General features: G+C 62.9%; 12 protein-coding genes. 9 read left to right on the top strand and 3 right to left on the bottom strand.

Going from position 1 to position 16,043, the window contains the following annotated elements; genetic code table 11:
• Positions 1-10: 10 nt before the first annotated feature.
• Genes rfbA through BTHE68_RS10090 form a run of 4 tightly spaced genes read left to right on the top strand, consistent with a single transcriptional unit; the run spans position 11 to position 3,271 of the window.
• A complete protein-coding gene (gene rfbA, locus BTHE68_RS10105) occupies positions 11-904 on the top strand; it encodes a glucose-1-phosphate thymidylyltransferase RfbA (protein WP_162066211.1) in 894 nt (297 codons plus the stop codon).
• Entirely contained in the window at positions 889-1,440 is a 552-nt protein-coding gene (gene rfbC, locus BTHE68_RS10100) for a dTDP-4-dehydrorhamnose 3,5-epimerase (RefSeq protein ID WP_162066210.1), read from the top strand. Before rfbA ends, rfbC begins: the two co-directional genes overlap by 16 nt.
• 14 nt (positions 1,441-1,454) lie before the next feature.
• Complete coding sequence (rfbD, locus tag BTHE68_RS10095; protein WP_162066209.1) at positions 1,455-2,354, top strand: dTDP-4-dehydrorhamnose reductase; 900 nt, start codon at positions 1,455-1,457, stop codon at positions 2,352-2,354.
• Positions 2,355-2,356: 2 nt separating this feature from the next.
• A complete protein-coding gene (locus tag BTHE68_RS10090; protein WP_162066208.1) occupies positions 2,357-3,271 on the top strand; it encodes a glycosyltransferase family 2 protein in 915 nt (304 codons plus the stop codon).
• A gap of 16 nt (positions 3,272-3,287) precedes the next feature.
• On the opposite strand, the gene BTHE68_RS10085 is transcribed toward BTHE68_RS10090, so the two are convergent.
• Positions 3,288-5,462: a glycosyltransferase gene (locus tag BTHE68_RS10085; protein ID WP_502710557.1), complete on the bottom strand. Its 2,175-nt coding sequence runs from the start codon at positions 5,460-5,462 to the stop codon at positions 3,288-3,290.
• Between the two features lie 155 nt (positions 5,463-5,617).
• Between BTHE68_RS10085 and BTHE68_RS10080 the strand changes: the two genes are divergently transcribed.
• Positions 5,618-6,691, top strand: a complete 1,074-nt coding sequence (locus BTHE68_RS10080) for an ABC transporter permease (RefSeq protein ID WP_232077875.1) — start codon at positions 5,618-5,620, stop codon at positions 6,689-6,691.
• 3 nt (positions 6,692-6,694) lie between these two features.
• Positions 6,695-7,408 (top strand): ABC transporter ATP-binding protein, encoded by a 714-nt coding sequence (locus BTHE68_RS10075; RefSeq protein ID WP_162066207.1) that lies wholly within the window; start codon positions 6,695-6,697, stop codon positions 7,406-7,408.
• 19 nt (positions 7,409-7,427) lie between these two features.
• Here BTHE68_RS10075 and BTHE68_RS36820 read toward each other — a convergent pair whose 3' ends face one another.
• A complete protein-coding gene (locus BTHE68_RS36820; RefSeq protein ID WP_232077874.1) occupies positions 7,428-7,733 on the bottom strand; it encodes a hypothetical protein in 306 nt (101 codons plus the stop codon).
• A gap of 18 nt (positions 7,734-7,751) precedes the next feature.
• Here BTHE68_RS36820 and BTHE68_RS10070 point away from each other — a divergent pair, with 18 nt between their 5' ends.
• The 3 genes from BTHE68_RS10070 to BTHE68_RS10060 all read left to right on the top strand — a co-directional run bounded on the left by BTHE68_RS10070 (position 7,752) and on the right by BTHE68_RS10060 (position 13,977).
• Positions 7,752-9,638 carry a glycosyltransferase gene (locus tag BTHE68_RS10070; RefSeq protein WP_232077873.1) on the top strand — a complete coding sequence of 629 codons (1,887 nt, stop codon included), beginning with the start codon at positions 7,752-7,754 and terminating at the stop codon, positions 9,636-9,638.
• A gap of 89 nt (positions 9,639-9,727) precedes the next feature.
• Entirely contained in the window at positions 9,728-11,782 is a 2,055-nt protein-coding gene (locus BTHE68_RS10065) for a methyltransferase domain-containing protein (RefSeq protein WP_162066205.1), read from the top strand.
• Positions 11,783-11,793: 11 nt separating this feature from the next.
• Positions 11,794-13,977, top strand: a complete 2,184-nt coding sequence (locus BTHE68_RS10060) for a glycosyltransferase (RefSeq protein ID WP_162066204.1) — start codon at positions 11,794-11,796, stop codon at positions 13,975-13,977.
• A 61-nt stretch (positions 13,978-14,038) separates the two neighbouring features.
• Here the strand turns inward: BTHE68_RS10060 and BTHE68_RS10055 are convergent, their stop codons facing one another.
• On the bottom strand, positions 14,039-16,039 hold the full coding sequence (locus tag BTHE68_RS10055) for a glycosyltransferase (RefSeq protein ID WP_162066203.1): 2,001 nt from the start codon (positions 16,037-16,039) through the stop codon (positions 14,039-14,041).
• Positions 16,040-16,043 lie beyond the last annotated feature (4 nt).

Raw genomic sequence — 16,043 nt, 5'->3', positions numbered from 1 at the left:
GGGGCTGACCATGGCGCGCAAAGGCATCATTCTGGCCGGCGGTTCCGGCACGCGGCTGTATCCGATCACGCACGCGGTGTCGAAACAACTGCTGCCGGTCTACGACAAACCGATGATCTACTACCCGCTGTCGACGCTGATGATCGCGGGCATTCGTGACGTGCTCGTGATCTCGACGCCGCAGGACACGCCGCGCTTCGAGTCGATGCTCGGTGACGGCAGCCAGTGGGGCATGAATATTCAGTACGCGGTACAGCCGTCGCCGGACGGGCTCGCGCAGGCGTTCATCATCGGGCGCGAGTTCGTTGGCAATGACCCGTCGGCGCTGATTCTCGGCGACAACATCTTCTACGGTCACGATCTCGCGAAACAGCTTGAAGCGGCCAGCGCACGCACCGATGGCGCGACGGTGTTCGCCTATCATGTGCACGATCCCGAGCGCTATGGCGTGGTCGAGTTCGATCGCGAGTTTCGCGCGCTGTCGATCGAAGAGAAGCCCGCGAAGCCGCGCTCCAATTACGCGGTGACGGGGCTGTATTTCTACGACAATCAGGTGTGCGACATCGCGGCGGACATCAAGCCATCGGCGCGCGGCGAACTCGAAATCACCGATGTGAACTCGCGCTATCTCGGGCTGAAGAAGCTGGACGTCGAGATCATGGGGCGCGGCTATGCGTGGCTCGACACGGGCACGCACGATTCGCTTATCGAAGCTGCGACGTTCATCGCGACATTGCAGAAGCGGCAAGGGTTGGTGGTGGCGTGTCCCGAGGAAATCGCGTATCGCAGGAAGTGGATCGGTGAGGAGCAGTTGCTCGAGCTGGCGAAGCCGCTCTCGAAGAACGCTTACGGTCAATATTTGCTCAATCTTCCGAAGGACCAGGTGGCATGGCTATCCAAGTAACCGCTACGGCACTGCCCGAAATCAAGATCATCGAGCCGAAGGTGTTCGGCGATGCGCGCGGTTTCTTCTACGAGAGCTTCAACGCGCGCGAGTTCGCGGAGCACGTGGAAAGCGGCGTCGAGTTCGTGCAGGACAATCATTCCCGTTCGGCGAAGGGCGTGTTGCGCGGGCTGCATTATCAGATCCAGCACGCGCAGGGCAAACTCGTGCGCGTGGTGGAGGGTGAAGTGTTCGATGTCGCCGTGGATATCCGCAGGAGCTCGCCGAACTTCGGCAAGTGGGTGGGCGTGAATCTGTCGGAGGAGAATCATCGGCAATTGTGGGTGCCGCCGGGTTTCGCGCATGGTTTCGTCGTGTTGTCCGAGTCCGCGCAGTTTCTCTACAAGACTACCGATTACTGGTACCAGGAACACGAGCGCAGCATCGTGTGGAACGATCCAGAAATCGGCATCGAATGGCCGATCGATTTCGAGCCGATGCTCGCGGCAAAGGATGCGGCGGGCAAGCGCTTGTCGGAAGCCGAGGTGTTCGCTTGAATGCAGAGAAAGTCATGACCGGGCGTGCGCAACGCACGATTCTCGTCACGGGTGTGAATGGGCAGGTGGGCTTCGAATTGCGGCGTTCGCTGCAAGGACTCGGCCGCATCGTCGCGCTGGATCGTACCGCGCTCGATCTCGCCGATCCGGCCAGTATCCGCGCGTGCCTTCAGTCGCTCAAGCCGGACGTGATCGTGAATCCCGCCGCGTACACGGCGGTCGATCAGGCCGAAAGCGATGGCGCCGCCGCGCGCGCGATCAACGTGCATGCGCCCGCGGTCCTCGCCGAAGAAGCGAAGCGCCTCGATGCCTTGCTCGTGCATTATTCGACCGATTACGTGTTCGACGGCGCGGGAACGCATGCCTTTCGCGAAGACGACGCGACCGACCCGCAAAACGCCTACGGTGCGACCAAGCTCGAGGGCGAGCAGGCGATCGCCGCTTCGGGCGCATCGCATCTGGTGTTCCGGACGAGCTGGGTTTATGGTCTGCGCGGCCGCAACTTTCTTCTGACGATGCTCAAGCTCGCGCGCGAGCGCGACGAACTTCGCGTCGTTGCCGATCAAGTTGGCGCACCGACCTGGTCGGCGACGATCGCCACGCTGACCGCATCGGTCATCGCGCAAGGTGTCGCGAACGAAGCGGGTCTGGCGGATTGGGCACGCGAAAAGAGCGGCATCTACCATCTCACGTCGGGCGGTTCGACCTCGTGGGCCGGTTTCGCGGAGGCGATCTTTGCCGATGCGCAGCTCGAGCGTGCGCCGCGTGTGATTCCGATTCCGTCGTCGGAGTATCCGACGCCCGCACGCCGCCCGTTGAACTCGCGGCTTGACGGCGCGAAGCTGGCCCGCGTGTTCGGCCTGGTCGCGCCGGACTGGCGCGAAGCGCTCGCGCTGTGCCTGGCATCGCGCTGAACATGCCGCATCGGGCAGACGAAGCGAGCCTCGATCGGCTCGGCGCCGTTGTCGTCTTCTACAACCCCGATTCGAGTTGCATCGACAGGGCGAACCGGCTTGCGCGCTGGTGCCGATGCGTCGTCGTCGACAACACGCCCGCGCGTGAGGAAAGCGAACGCATCAGGGCGTCGCTCGACCCTTCCATCGTGTATCTGCCGAACTATGCGAATGTCGGCATCGCCACGGCGCTCAATCAGGGCATCGAGCGGCTGATCGCGGACGGCTTCGAGCTCGCCATGCTGTTCGACCAGGACAGCGAATCGACGCGCGATCTCATCGGCGGGCTGGCGAACGTGATGCGCGCGTGCATCGCGCGTCGCGAGCGGGTGGCGCTCGTCGGGCCGGCGTATGAAGATGCACGTCTGCGCGGGCTTGCGCCGTTCGTGCGTTTCGGATACTTCAAGCTCCAGCGCGTGATGCCGGCGGGCGACGTGCCGCTCGATGTGGACTTTCTGATCAGCTCCGGTTCCTGCGTGAATCTCGCGTGCTGGCGCGAGATCGGCCCGATGGACGATGCGCTTTTCATCGATTTCGTCGATACCGAGTGGTGCATTCGTGCGAAATCGCGGGGTTTTCGCGTGCTGGGCGTGCCCTGGATCAGCATGACGCACGAACTCGGCGAAGAGCCGGTCCGTGCATTCGGGCGAAATTATCCGATGCACAGTCCCGTGCGGCACTACTACCTGTTCCGGAACGCTGTCACGCTGCTCAAGCGCGGCTATGTGCCATGCACGTGGAAATCCACGGAGCTGATCAAGCTGCCTGTGCGCCTCGTGATCTACGCGTGCTTCGTCCCCGATGGCCGAACGCACGTGAAGATGTCGCTACGCGGCTTGTGGCATGGGCTGATCGGGCGCCTCGGCCCGCTGGCCTGAACGCGCCCGGGCTCGCTCAGTCGAATTGTCCGATGCGCGGCGCGTCGGCGAGCGCAAACGGGTGCTTCGAGGTGTCGAGCGACAGATTCGGGTTGTAGGCGGGATCGCGCATCAGGGTGTCGCCCCAACGGCTTTCCATCAGGCGCACTTCGCGCTGGAAGCGCTGGAATTTCTCCGGCGCCATGTCCGAGCCACGCGTCGCCGATTCGTGATGATAGAGCTCCGCGTGCGGCGTCCACACATTGCGATACCCCGCTTCGCGCACGCGGATGCAGAAATCGACATCGTTGAAGGCGACGGCGAATTGCTCGTCGAGGCCGCCGACTTCCTCGTAAATCGACTTGCGGATCACGAGGCAGGCTGCCGTCACGACGGAGAGATTCTGCATGGCGACCGCGCGCCCGAAATATCCGAAGGTGCCGCGCCGCATCTTGTAGTGCATATGCCCCGCGATGCCGCCCAGGCCCAGCACGACGCCGCCGTGCTGCAAGGTATCGTTGGGATACCAGAGACACGCGCCGACCGCGCCGTTGCCCGGCTGCGCGGCAATCGACACGAGTTCTTCGAGCCAGTCGGGCGTGATCACTTCGATGTCGTTGTTCAGCAGGCAGACGAATTCGCCCTGGGCGAGCGCGACGGCTGCGTTGTTGAGCGCGGAAAAGTTGAACGGGCGGTCGTCGCGAACCACGCGCACGTTCGGCCGCGCGCGCAGGGTATCGAAATAGGCAAGCGTCTCGGGTTTCACGCTGCCGTTGTCGACCACGATGATCTCGAAGCTCGGATACGTGCTCTTGGCGAAAACGCTCTCGATGCACTGCCGCAGCAAGTCGACGCCGTCGCGCGTCGGAATGACGATGGAAACGAGCGCCGCGGGCGAAGGCGGCGCATAGCGCACGCGCAGGATGCCGATATCGCTCGCGAGCTGGCCGACCGTCGCGCGCACGCCGGCGCGCGCCAGATGCTCCTCGATTGCACGGATGCCGGCCGTGAGCGCATAGGGCTTTTCCGTGCCGGCGCCTGCCGTGCTGCCCGGCACGATGCGCCAGTGATAGAGCACGTGCGGAATGTGATGGACGGCATCGTGCCCGGCGATCTCGATGCAGCGCAGCGCCAGATCGTGATCCTGACTGCCTTCGAAGCCCTTGCGAAAGCCGCCGGCCTGCCGCACGAGCGCGGTTTCGTAGACGCCGAGATGGGAGAACAGATTCTGTACGAGGAACAGTTCCGGGTTCCAGTCGCTCTTGAAGTACGGAGCGCTGCGCTGGCCCTCGGGCGTGAGTTTGTCCTCGTCGCTATAAAAGAGGCGTGCGTGGGGACTCGCGTTGATGGACACGGCGACCTGATGGAGCGCGTGTTCGGGCAGGATGTCGTCGTGATCGAGCAGGGCGACGAACTCGCCCGTCGCAAGCGCGAGCGCGCTGTTGCTCGCCTCCGAAATGTGGCCGTTCTGCACGCGCAACGCGATCTTGATGCGCGCATCGCGCGCGGCGCATTCCCGCAGCGTCGCGACCACCTCGGGATGCGGCGATGCGTCGTCGGCGATGCACAGCTCCCAGTGCGGATACACCTGCGCCTGCACCGATTCGATCATCGCGCGCAGAAGCGCAATGTCGCTGTTGTAGGTCGGAACGAGGACGGAAATCAGCGGCTGCCTTGGCAGCGCGTGCGCCTGTGCGCGGAGGATTTCGCGTTTCGCGTCGTCGATCGTGTCGTGCTGCGCGATCCAGCGCGCGTAGGCTTCGGGGCTATCCTCGAACTGCTCGCTCGCCAGGATGCGGCGTCCGCGCCGCACGATGCCGTCGAAGCCTTCCTTGCGCCAGATCGCGTAGTAATGCGCGAGCGCCGAGCGCAGACCGCCACGCATCCGAATGGCGCGCGCAGCCGATTCGAACGACCTGTTCGCCTGTTGCGCCCGCACCGACGCGGCGCGCAGCGGCGCTGTGACGCGCCAGGACATCGAGGTGCGCAGCGCGGTCAGTTCGGCTTCGAGTAACGCGATGGTTTGCTGCTGATCGTCGCTGGCCGAATCCGCGCGCCCTGACGAGGCCAGCTGGCGCTGGAGGTCGGCAACCGTCGCTTCGAGCACCGCGATGCGCCCGGCATCCGAGGCGAAGCGGGAATCACGCTCCTGCGCGGTTTCGTCGGTATTTTCCGGGGACGGCGGTACGTCGCGGGGGGGCTGTAGCGTCATTCAGGATGTCGGGAGGCCGTGGTTGAGAGGCCGGTGCGGTGGAAAACCGATTCCGGATTATATCGGACCGGCGCGCCCGGTCCGCCGGGGGCGGTGCCTGCAACAGATGCATCCAAAAGTAACGGGATGAACCTGCCGATGGACGGGCGGTCTGATTGTTCCGTCAGCGCGAGCGGCCTTTCGGGCGGCTTGCGTCTCCGGGCGCACGTTGGAACTTCGGGGCGCGACCATTACAATACTGCCTCGATATTCGGAATAGCCCTGCCCTGGGGCGGCCCGGTCAAGCGGCGCAGGCCGCGTTCCAAACGGTTCGGTACGGTTCCGCTCGCGAGCAGAACCGCCGCCCGGCGCAGCGGCCGCCTAGGCCCACCGCTGATCACTATCTGGAATCAAAAGGTTCAAATTACACGATGCAACCAAGAATTTCGGTACGAGGCGGCGAGACGAGAGCTGTCCTCGCTGCCCGCGATGTGCTCGATGGCATTCGCTCTTACCCGGTCTGGTCGACGCTAGCCTGGCAGGATATCCGCCAGCGCTACCGGCGCTCCGTGCTCGGTCCGTTCTGGATCACGCTGACGATGATCGTGACGATCGCCGGTATGGGCCCGCTCTACGGCGCGCTCCTCAATATCAGCACGGAAGAATTCGTCCCTTACCTCGCCCTCGGCATCATCACCTGGGGCCTCATTTCGACGCTCATTCTCGACGGCTGTATCGTCTTCATCGGTTCGGACAGCATCGTGAGGTCGGTGCGCCTGCCGATGACCTTGCACGTTTTCCGCACGGTGTACCGGAACATACTGTTCTTCGGCCACAACATTCTGGCGTACTTGCCGGTGATGCTCTTCCTCAAGCTCGCTCCACGCGTCGAATGGCTGATGGCGATTCCCGGCTTGCTCATCATCGTGATCGCCGCCGTGCCGCTCAACATCATTTTTGGCATCTTCTGCGCGCGTTTTCGCGATATGCAGCCGATCATCGGCAGCGTCGTGCAGCTGACCTTCTTCCTGACGCCGATCTTCTGGAAGCCGAGCGCGCTCGGTCACCGGGCTTATGTGGCCGACTGGAACCCGCTCTACATGTTCGTCCAGCTCGTGCGCGCGCCACTGTACGGCGAGGGGCTCAATCCGCACGTTTATATCGGCGCCGGCGTCACGACGCTGATTCTTTACGTGATCGCGATTCCGCTGTTCATCCGCTTCCGTTCTCGCATCGCGTTCTGGATCTAGGTCATGGCGTTTCTCAAACTCGAAAACTGCAGTCTGAATTTGCCAGTCTACGGCGCGGGCAATCGGTCGCTCAAACAGATGATGCTCTCGAAGGCCACCGGTGGCCGCATCGCGGCCGATAGCCGAAAGCTAACGGTCGTCGAGGCGCTGCGCGACGTGAGCCTAGACGTCAGGGCAGGGGATCGCCTGGGTCTCGTCGGTCATAACGGCGCGGGCAAGACGACGCTTCTGCGCCTGCTCGCAGGCATTTATGAACCGAGTGCCGGCTCGTTTTTCTGCGAAGGACGCGTGACGAGCCTGCTCGACCTGACGCTCGGCCTCGACTACGAAGCCACCGGATACGAGAACATCGTCCTGCGCGGACTCATTCTCGGCGCGTCGAAGGCGGAGATGACGCGGCTCACGCCTGCCATCGCCGACTTTTCCGAGCTCGGCGACTATCTGAATATGCCGGTTCGCACCTATTCGAGCGGCATGGTGCTGCGGCTCGCGTTTGCGATCGTCACGAGCGTGCATGCCGATATCCTGCTCATGGACGAGTGGCTGAGCGTGGGCGATGCCTCGTTCATTCAGAAGGCCGAAAAGCATATGCAGGAGTTCGTCGGGAAGGCCGACATCCTCGTGCTGGCGTCTCACAATGCGCAGATCATCCAGGATCTGTGCAACGTGATCGTCGAGCTGGAGCATGGCACGGTGAAGGATGTGCGGCGGGTCTGAGCGGCTGACCGGCCCTCAATCACGACAGAAATAGATCGGAGCGCGCATGGCCGGCCTGAAGGTGTTCGTCACCCGCGAGCTTTATCCGTTTACCGCTGGCGGGATCGGCCGCGCCATCGCGAATCTGCTCGACACGCATGCCGGCGTGCGGGGCGGTCACGAATTCGCAGTGGTGTACCTTGGGCAGCCGCTCGGCGAGACCGGTTTTCGCGAGCGGTATCCCGGGACCGTGCTGATCGATGCGTCGCCGTCGTCGTATGTCGAGTCGGATACGGACGGATTCCACTATCCGCCCGCGGACCAGTTTTCCACGCATCCGCTGCATGCCGAATCGGTTCGCGCGATGCAGGCGCTCAAGCGGCTGGCCAACGAGCACGGCCCGCTGGACTATGTCGAGTTTTCCGACTGGGGCGCCGTGGCGTTCGCATCGTTGCAGGAGAAGCGGCTCGGCCTCGCGTTCCAGGATACGACCCTGGCTGTCAGGCTGCATACCTCCGACAGCGTACTGAGCGCGACGGAGTCCAAGCCTGTCGATCAGGCCTCGCTGATCCTCTATGACCTCGAACGCAAGGCGCTTGCGGACTGCGATCTGCTGATCGGCCAAGTCCCCGCCACCGCGCGCTGGATGCAGCGCTTCTTCGATTTCCCCGATTCCGAGTGGCTGCCGCGCCTGCGCATCGATCCGCCGCCGGTGAGGCTCGAGCACGGTGCGCCGGCCCTGGCGTCGGTCGTTGCGCAGTCGGCAACCCCGATCGTCTTCTCGTCGAAGATTCAGCGCATCAAGCGCCCCGACGTTTTCGTTCGCGGATGCTGCGAGTTTCTGAAGGCCAACCCCGCCTATGCGGGGAGGATCGTGCTGGCCGCGATCGCTCAGGACGTCGACTATCTCGACGTGGTCAAGCGCCTCGTGCCGCCCGATCTCGCCGATCGGTTCAGTTTTATTCAGGATGCAACGCCCGAGCAGCGCGCGAGGCTCATTGCCGGTTCGGTATGCGTATTTCCAGGCTCGTTCGAATCGTTTTGCCTCGCTGCGTTCGAAGCCTCCATGTCGGGTGCGCTCTGCATCGTAAATGAATCCAATCCGGCGTTTTCGCGGGAGTCCGCATGGATCGATGCGGTGAATTGTGTGAAGTTCGATGGCGGCGCGAGCGGGCTGAGCCGCGCGTTGACACGCGCTTTCTCGATGGAGCAGGCCCTTCAGCCCGTTTCTGCCGGCCCGTCCTCGCCGCCCTCCTGGGAGTCGACGTCTACGGCCGCTCGCGCGAACACGCAGCGCGGCCCGGTCGCCGCGCCTTTGGTCAGCGTGCTCATTCCGCATTACAACCTCGGCGCGTATCTGAATGATACTGTCAGGAGTGCGTTGGACTCGGACCATGATCGGCTGGAAGTCGTGATCGTGGACGATGCTTCGACCGACCCGGCGAGCATCGACGTCATTGCGCAATGGCAGTCGAGCGGTGATTCTCGCGTACGCGTCGTGAAACTAGAGCACAACGTCGGACTGGCGAGTGCGCGCAACGTCGCGGTGTCGCATGCGCGGGGAGAATACGCTTTGACGCTGGATGCGGACGATCTCATCGAGCGTCGTTTCATAGGCATCGCGGCGAGGGCATTGCAGCGTAATCCGGACTTCTCCTTCGTGGTGCCCCAGACGGCCTATTTCGACGATCGCCCGGGAGGCGACGCGCAGCCGCGCTATATGACCTTCGTCGGCGAAGCGCGCGCGTCGGGACTCTTCATCAACCGTTTTTCGACCGCGACGCTGATGGCGCGCACAGCGCTTCTGCGCTCGCTGCAATACAACGAATCATTGCACGCGTACGAGGATTGGGAACTGTACGTGCGCGCCGTGATGGCGCGCCATCGGTTCATCGTGACCAACGCTGTGCATTTTCACTATCGCCGGCGACAAGACTCCATGATCCACAGTGAGTCGGCATTGCAGCGCATGCGTTTGTTTTATCACGATGTTTTACACGGGAAGGAGCTGAAGATCGGCGACAATCGACTCCCGTTGTTCGTGCTGGAAGGCGCCGTGAGCGGCATCGGACATGGCGAGTCCGTGGATCATTTGCGGGCACGGCTCGCGAGCTATGACAACAGTGCGTTCGTGCAGGCAGCGCTTGCGGCGCGCGCGCAACTGGATCGCCTTCCGGACTGGCTTTACGCGCCTTTGAAACGGCTGGTCAATGCCGCTCGCACGATGCGGGCGACTCGCCGCGGAGCGTAACACAGGTAACTCAAAAGCCGCTTTGCCCGGGAACACAGAGAGCGCGCAACCTTCGGCAAGCAGGTGCGCTCCGCATCAGGATTATCGGTATGTCACGCAAGAACGAGGACTACTGGCAGAGCCAGGACGGTGAAGCCTATCGGCGTCAGCAAGAGTGGCGTAGCGAACAAGGCAACACGAACTATCGCGAGCAGGAAGCCTGGCTTGTTGCGCATCTGAAGCAATGCAGCGAGCGTCTCGGCAGGCCGGTCGAAGTGCTGGACGTCGGCTGCGGATTCGGACGCATGGCGCGCGTGCTCGCCGACTGCCCGTTCGTCGTCTACTACGGCTACGATTTCTCCGTCACGATGGTGAAGGAACTGCTCGATGCTCCGCCCGCGAGTCTGGAGCCGGTCGCCAGCCGTGTGCGCGTGGCGCCGAGTCCGCGAGAGGCGTTTGCGGACCGCCGCTTCGATATCGTGTTCACGGTGTCCGTGCTGATCCACAATCCGCGCGAAGCGGCCGCGCGGGTCTTGTCCGAGATGGCTTCGCTGCTTCGCCCGGACGGATACCTTCTGCTGATCGAGAATCAGCTCGTGCCGTTCGAACTCAAGGAGAACAACTGGCACGGCGGATGTTGGCTGCACGATTACGCCGGCGATCTCGCGAGGGAGTACGACGTCGATGTCATCCGCGGACGCATTCCGGATCATGACATCTATCTCGTGCGGACCGTGCGCGGCGCGCAGCGCGCGGTGACGCTCATCGAAGGCGACGGCGCGGCGCGTCCGCTCGGCGACCAAGAGCGCCTGCTTGCAAGCATTCCGCGCTTGCAGGTGGCGTTGAAGGGACTCCAGGGCGAACTGGAACATCGCGATGCCGCCGAAGCCGAGGCACGTCTGCACGATGTCGCCGAAGCGCATGACATGCAGGCGCGCCTCATCGAGCAGCAGGGGCGAGCGCTCGGCGAGCGGCAACGCGCCATCGATGAGATAAGCGCCGAGCGCGATACGCTCAGGAGCGTTCAGCAATTGCGCGCGCATATTCAGCAGACGCTCGCGCAGGTGCATGCCCAGTCGCAGGCCATTCACGTGGTCCCGCAAGCGGGCGATGATCTCGCTCAGAAGAGTTTCACGCGCGCGTTTCCTCCCGAGCGGTCCTTCGAGTGGCAAGCCGCGCGCGACACAATCTATGCCAATCCGGATTCGCGCTTCGCTCAGGTCTGCCACGTGTTCCATCAGGATTGGGTGGGCATGCGCTCGGCCGTCGGCGCTTTGCCCGGCTGGAAGCTCTCGATTCCGTCGGCTCAAGGCATTCCGGTTGCCGATATCGAACGCATCGTGGCGCTGTTTCGGCAGCATGACATTCGCAAGCTCGTGCTGCACGGCATCTCGGACCCGATGTACGCGCTGTCGCTCGCGCTTGCGCGAGTCGGCTTCGATGCGCAATACCTCGTGTGGCACGGCACGACGACCCAATGGGTCTGGGAGGACGAGCGCCGCTTCGCCCACCGCGCCGTCCAGATGGCGCGGGAAGGCAAGGTCCGGCGTTTCAGCGCGATACGGCGGGGTCTCGGGCCCATCGTCGGAGAGCGAAACTTCGCACCGCAACTCGTCAACATGCCGCCGCTGTTTTCGAACCGCACGGTTGCACGCCGCTCGCCGCGACGCGAGGACTGTCACGCGCTCGCGCCTTCGTGGAACGACTTGCGCAAGAACCTCGCGACCAATGTGCTGGCGGCGCAGTGCGTCGACCGAATCGGCAGGATCCATGTCGTCGCGAAGGACTTCGACTTGCCGAAATGGCTGGCGCCGAAGCTGACAAAGGTGGCTTATCGCGATCACACCGGCATGCTCGAGATGATGGCGTCGATGGACCTCGTGCTGAACGTCACGACGATCGACTGCCATCCGATGGTCGATCTCGAAGCCATGTCGGTCGGCACGCCGTGTGTGCGCGGTCCGCTGTTCCTTGACGGACTCGAGGATCACGAATACGTGCGTCTGACGTCGGTCGACAATCCGATGAGTGTCGAAGACATCAGCCGGTGCATCGAAAGACTGCTGAGCGTCGAGACGCACACGCTCGACGGGATCATGTCCGATTACAAAAACGCCTTGCTCGAGTTGTCGCGTCAGCGATATCTGGAATTTCTCGAAATCTGAAGCCGACGCCCATGAGAGTATTCGTTACCAAGGAACTGTATCCCTTCACGCATGGCGGCATCGGGCGTTCCATCGCAAACATGCTGTCGGTGTCGACCGAAGAAGAACTGGCTGGCACGGCCGTCGTCTGGGTCGGCGATGATATCGACACAAGCTCGTTCGCGATGCTCTATCCGAAGGTACGGCTGGTCGTCGCATCGCGGCAGATCTACAGCTTGTCCGATCGTGACGGAACGAGCTATCCACCCGAGTGGGCATTCACGGATTCCGAATGGCACTGGCTTTCCGTGAGGGCGATGCAGGGCCTGCGCCGGCTCGTCGATGAAGTCGGGCATCTCGATTACGTCGAGTTTCACGACTGGGGCGGTCTCGGCTTTGCGAGCATCCAGGAGAAGCTGCTCGGATCGGCGTTTCAGGACACGGTGCTCGCGGTTCGCCTGCATACGGCGGATAGTCTTCTGGCGGACGTCGACAACCGGCCGGCGGACAAGCAAGCCCTGGTCGTGTTCGATCTCGAACGCAAGGCGCTGGCCGATTGCGATCTGATCGTGGCGCAACTGCCGGAAGTCGCCAAGGCAATTCAGACCTTCTTCGCGTTCTCCGACGAACAATGGTCACCGCGCCTGTGCTTCCATGCATCGCCCGTGTTGCTCGATACGGGCACGGTCGCCACGCGATCCATCGAACCTTCGCTCGATGTGAACATTGTTTTTTCGTCGAAGATCCAGCATCTCAAACGGCCGGAACTCTTCGTGCGCGGATGTTGCGGCTTTCTCGGCGCGACGCCGGACTACCGAGGCTCGATCGTTCTTGCCGCGCACGCGACAGACCCGCAATTCCTCGCGCGCATCAAGCGCATGATTCCGGACGACCTGAAGGATCGCTTCAGTTTCCTGAACGATCTGAGCGCGACCGAGCGGCACGCTATCGTTTCGCGCTCGGTCTGCGTCACGGCGTCGTCGTTCGAATCGTTCTGCCTGTCGGCTTACGAGGCTTCGCTCTCTGGCGCGGTGTGTGTCCTTAATGGATCGAATCCCGCGTTCGGCGAGAACTCGCCGTGGATCGACAACGTCAATTGCCTCAAGTTCGACGGCAGCGCAGCAAGCCTTGCTGCGGCACTCGCGCGCGCGGTGAAGGGCGGTGCACGGACTGTGGTGCAGATTCCTTCGACGCCGGCGCCGTGGACCCTTGGCGACAGCAGCGACCCGGGCTCGCAAGCGGATAAAGCGACGCAGCCGCTTGTTTCCGTGCTCGTCCCTCATTTCAACCTGGGCGACTATCTGCTCCGGACGGTCGACTCGGTCCTCGCGTCGACGTATTCGAATGTCGAGATCATCGTCGTCGACGACTGTTCCACGGATAGCTTCAGCCAGCTCACGATCGAGCGTCTCGAGGGCGTGCATGAACGCCTGCACATCGTGCGCAATCCCATGAACCTCGGTCTTGCGGCGACGCGAAACGCAGCGCTGGCGCATGTCCGCGGCGAATACGTGCTGACGCTCGATGCGGACGATCTCATCGGCCCTGGCTTCATCGAGCTGGCGGTGCGGGCGCTGGAGAACCAGCCTGAGTATGATTTCGTCGTGCCGCAGACCGGTTTCTTTCACGATGCGGAGGAAGGGCAGATCGGTCAGCAAGTCGCCTTCGCGGATTACGCAGTCTTCTACGGCGAGGCTCGCGCTGCCGGCACGATCGAGAATCGCTTCTCGACCGCGACGTGCATCAGCCGGACGCGGGTGCTGCGTGAATTGAGATACCGCGACGAGCTCGAGGCGTACGAAGACTGGGACTTCTATATGCGCGCCGTGATGGCGGGCAAGCGCTTCATCGTAACGAATGGCATCCACTTCTTTTATCGCCGGCGCAGCGAATCGATGTTCCATTCGCCAGAGCGGCTGGCCCGGCATCGCACGCTGTATCACGATCTTTTGCGCAACAAGTCGCTCACGCTGGGACATTCACGTCTGCCGCTCTATGTGATCGAGGGCGGCGTAGCGGCCGGCGCGGATGCGGCGGCATTGCGAGAAGAGCTCGATGCGGCGCGCGCGCGACTCGACTACTTCGAACGAAGCCGTGCGGTGTTCGTCGCGGTGCGGTTCCACGAGAAGTTGAAGCGCGTCGCGCCGTGGGCGTTGTCCGCGTTGACGGCGGGCGCGAGAGTGGCGCGCGCGGTGAAGCGGCGCCTTCGGGGGTAACAGCGTTCGAAGGCGACAGCCAGCCGGACAGAGCGCATATCGCGCCGGTCCGGCAGACGCCTCAACGATGCGCTTTGACGCGTTGAAGGGTTTCGCGGAAAAACTTGCGATAAGCCTGCGTTCGAACGCTCCAGTCCCAGCTTTTGATGCTCTCCAGATTTTCGGCGGACAGTTCCTGCAAGCGATGCCGGTCGACGATGAGCTTCTCGATCGCTTCGGCGAGGCATTCGGACGACCGCTCTTTCAGGATGAACTCTCGTTGACGAGGTCCGAGCGCCTCCGACACGATTCCTACGTTCGTCGATATGACCGGAACGCCGCAGGCCATCGCTTCGAGAACCGGATTCGGCGTGCCCTCGGCTTCTGAACAGCAGATCAGGACGTCCAGCGAATTGTAGTAGGCCGGCATCTGACTGTGCGGAATGTGCCGCACCTGCCGGTCGGCGAAATGCTCGCTGACCTTAAGGCCCTTGGCGCGCAGCATCTCCAGCGCGGGCTTGAGAATGGTATGGAATCCTTTCGGATCCAGCCGCTCGCCGCCTGTCCCGGCGGCTCCCCAGGCACTGTTGCCGGACCAGCCGATCCGCAGTTCCCGCGTGTTGCCGCTTGCAAAGCGTCCGAGATTCGACGGGCTGAAACGCGTCAGATCGACGCCATCCGGCGTTTCGCCTTGCGGCTTCGGGTAGTGAGGAATGTTCTCGTAGATGCGCTTGAGGATATCCGAGCTGACCGTGTATCCGTTTGCCAGGTGGTACATGGGCCCACGCGCAAGCGTCTCCTCCTGAGTGAGGAACAGGTGATCGAACACCGTGAACGTGACCGGGCGCGGAGCGATGAGCCGCTCGACAAAGGGCTTCCAGCCTCCACACAAACGTTCGACGTACGGACGTCCCCAGTCCTTGTCGAGATGATGCAGCGGCTCGCGCCAGAACATGTGCACCAGATCGTGCCCTCGTGTCATCTCGAGTACCAGCACGGGATTGCCGATGTCCTTGAGCGTGATCATGTCGAAGTCGAACTCGTCCGAGGTGTATCGCATGATCTGACGCGCGATGTTGGCGAGCGCCCAGGTTCCCGTGTCGACCATGAGCGCGATGCGCGGCCGCGTCGTTGCGATCGTTCCCGCCATGGGCGGCGCGACAGCGACGACGGCGGCTTGCGGCGCCGGCGGAGCCGGCTCGACCCAGGGCGCGCGCAGATGGTGCTTGCGATTGAAATGATCCGTGGAAGCTCGTAGAACTTCGGCATCGGGTACGGCAGGGCGCGTTTGCGCAGGAGCGAGCGTCAGTCCCGGCGCATCGCTCATGCCTATTTTCCGGCCGTCCTCGAAGATTCGCAGGGAAAAGTCGGTTTCGTCCAGCCCTTCCGCGAGCGCTTCGTCGTATCCGCCCAGCGCCTGCAGGGACGCAACCTTCAGGAATACCGCCGGACCCGCAAGCAAGGTGATGAGGTACCCGCCGCCATGTGTGTGCGGTCTCGTCGAAAGCAGCATCTCACGCGAGATTTCGAGCCGTCCGGGCGCGATCCGGGGCACCAGATAGCCGATGCCCGTGGTTCCATTAATGGCGCTCTGGCTGGCGGCCGACATCGCGAGAAAGTGACATCCGAGGCTCGCGATATCGCGCTGCGCATCTCTCAGCATGTCGCGCGTGAACCTCAGGCCGGTCTCGGCGAACATGATCCAGCTCGTTTCCGCGAAGCTCGCCATCCGGTTCCGGCATGCGGACGCGTTCGCTTTCGCACCCGTGAACTCCAGCCGCAACTTGAGGCCGGACTCGTTCCGAAACTGCTTCAGGGAATCGAACCTGGCTGCGTCTGCGCCGTTGACCATGATCAGCACCTTGCCCGCGAAGTGGGGCAGATGCTGTGCGATCGAGTGACAGAGCGCAAGCGCCGGCGCGCTGTCCCCGTCGATGCACATGGCGATGGTGAGATGCAGCCCGTTGTCGCCGATATTGGCGCCGTCGGGCTTTCCAGAATCGGCCGCCAGAAACTCATGCAGACGATGGCCGAGATACGCACGCGTTTCGAGTTCTAGTTCCAGCGCTGAAGTGGTGTTCATCGTA

Origin of the sequence: Burkholderia sp. THE68 (assembly GCF_009938265.1) — a bacterium.
GTDB lineage: Bacteria > Pseudomonadota > Gammaproteobacteria > Burkholderiales > Burkholderiaceae > Caballeronia.
This window is presented reverse-complemented; position numbering and strand designations above follow the sequence as displayed.

Bases quoted from the DNA above. Each gene is read 5' to 3' on its own strand.
- rfbC (WP_162066210.1), top strand. From the start codon at position 889: ATGGCTATCCAAGTAACCGCTACGGCACTGCCCGAAATCAAGATCATC.
- BTHE68_RS10075 (WP_162066207.1), top strand. From the start codon at position 6,695: ATGGCGTTTCTCAAACTCGAAAACTGCAGTCTGAATTTGCCAGTCTAC.
- BTHE68_RS10060 (WP_162066204.1), top strand. From the start codon at position 11,794: ATGAGAGTATTCGTTACCAAGGAACTGTATCCCTTCACGCATGGCGGC.
- BTHE68_RS10065 (WP_162066205.1), top strand. From the start codon at position 9,728: ATGTCACGCAAGAACGAGGACTACTGGCAGAGCCAGGACGGTGAAGCC.
- rfbA (WP_162066211.1), top strand. From the start codon at position 11: ATGGCGCGCAAAGGCATCATTCTGGCCGGCGGTTCCGGCACGCGGCTG.
- BTHE68_RS10090 (WP_162066208.1), top strand. From the start codon at position 2,357: ATGCCGCATCGGGCAGACGAAGCGAGCCTCGATCGGCTCGGCGCCGTT.
- BTHE68_RS10055 (WP_162066203.1), bottom strand. From the start codon at position 16,039: ATGAACACCACTTCAGCGCTGGAACTAGAACTCGAAACGCGTGCGTAT.
- BTHE68_RS10070 (WP_232077873.1), top strand. From the start codon at position 7,752: ATGCAGGCGCTCAAGCGGCTGGCCAACGAGCACGGCCCGCTGGACTAT.
- BTHE68_RS10085 (WP_502710557.1), bottom strand. From the start codon at position 5,462: ATGACGCTACAGCCCCCCCGCGACGTACCGCCGTCCCCGGAAAATACC.
- rfbD (WP_162066209.1), top strand. From the start codon at position 1,455: ATGACCGGGCGTGCGCAACGCACGATTCTCGTCACGGGTGTGAATGGG.
- BTHE68_RS36820 (WP_232077874.1), bottom strand. From the start codon at position 7,733: ATGCAGCGGATGCGTGGAAAACTGGTCCGCGGGCGGATAGTGGAATCC.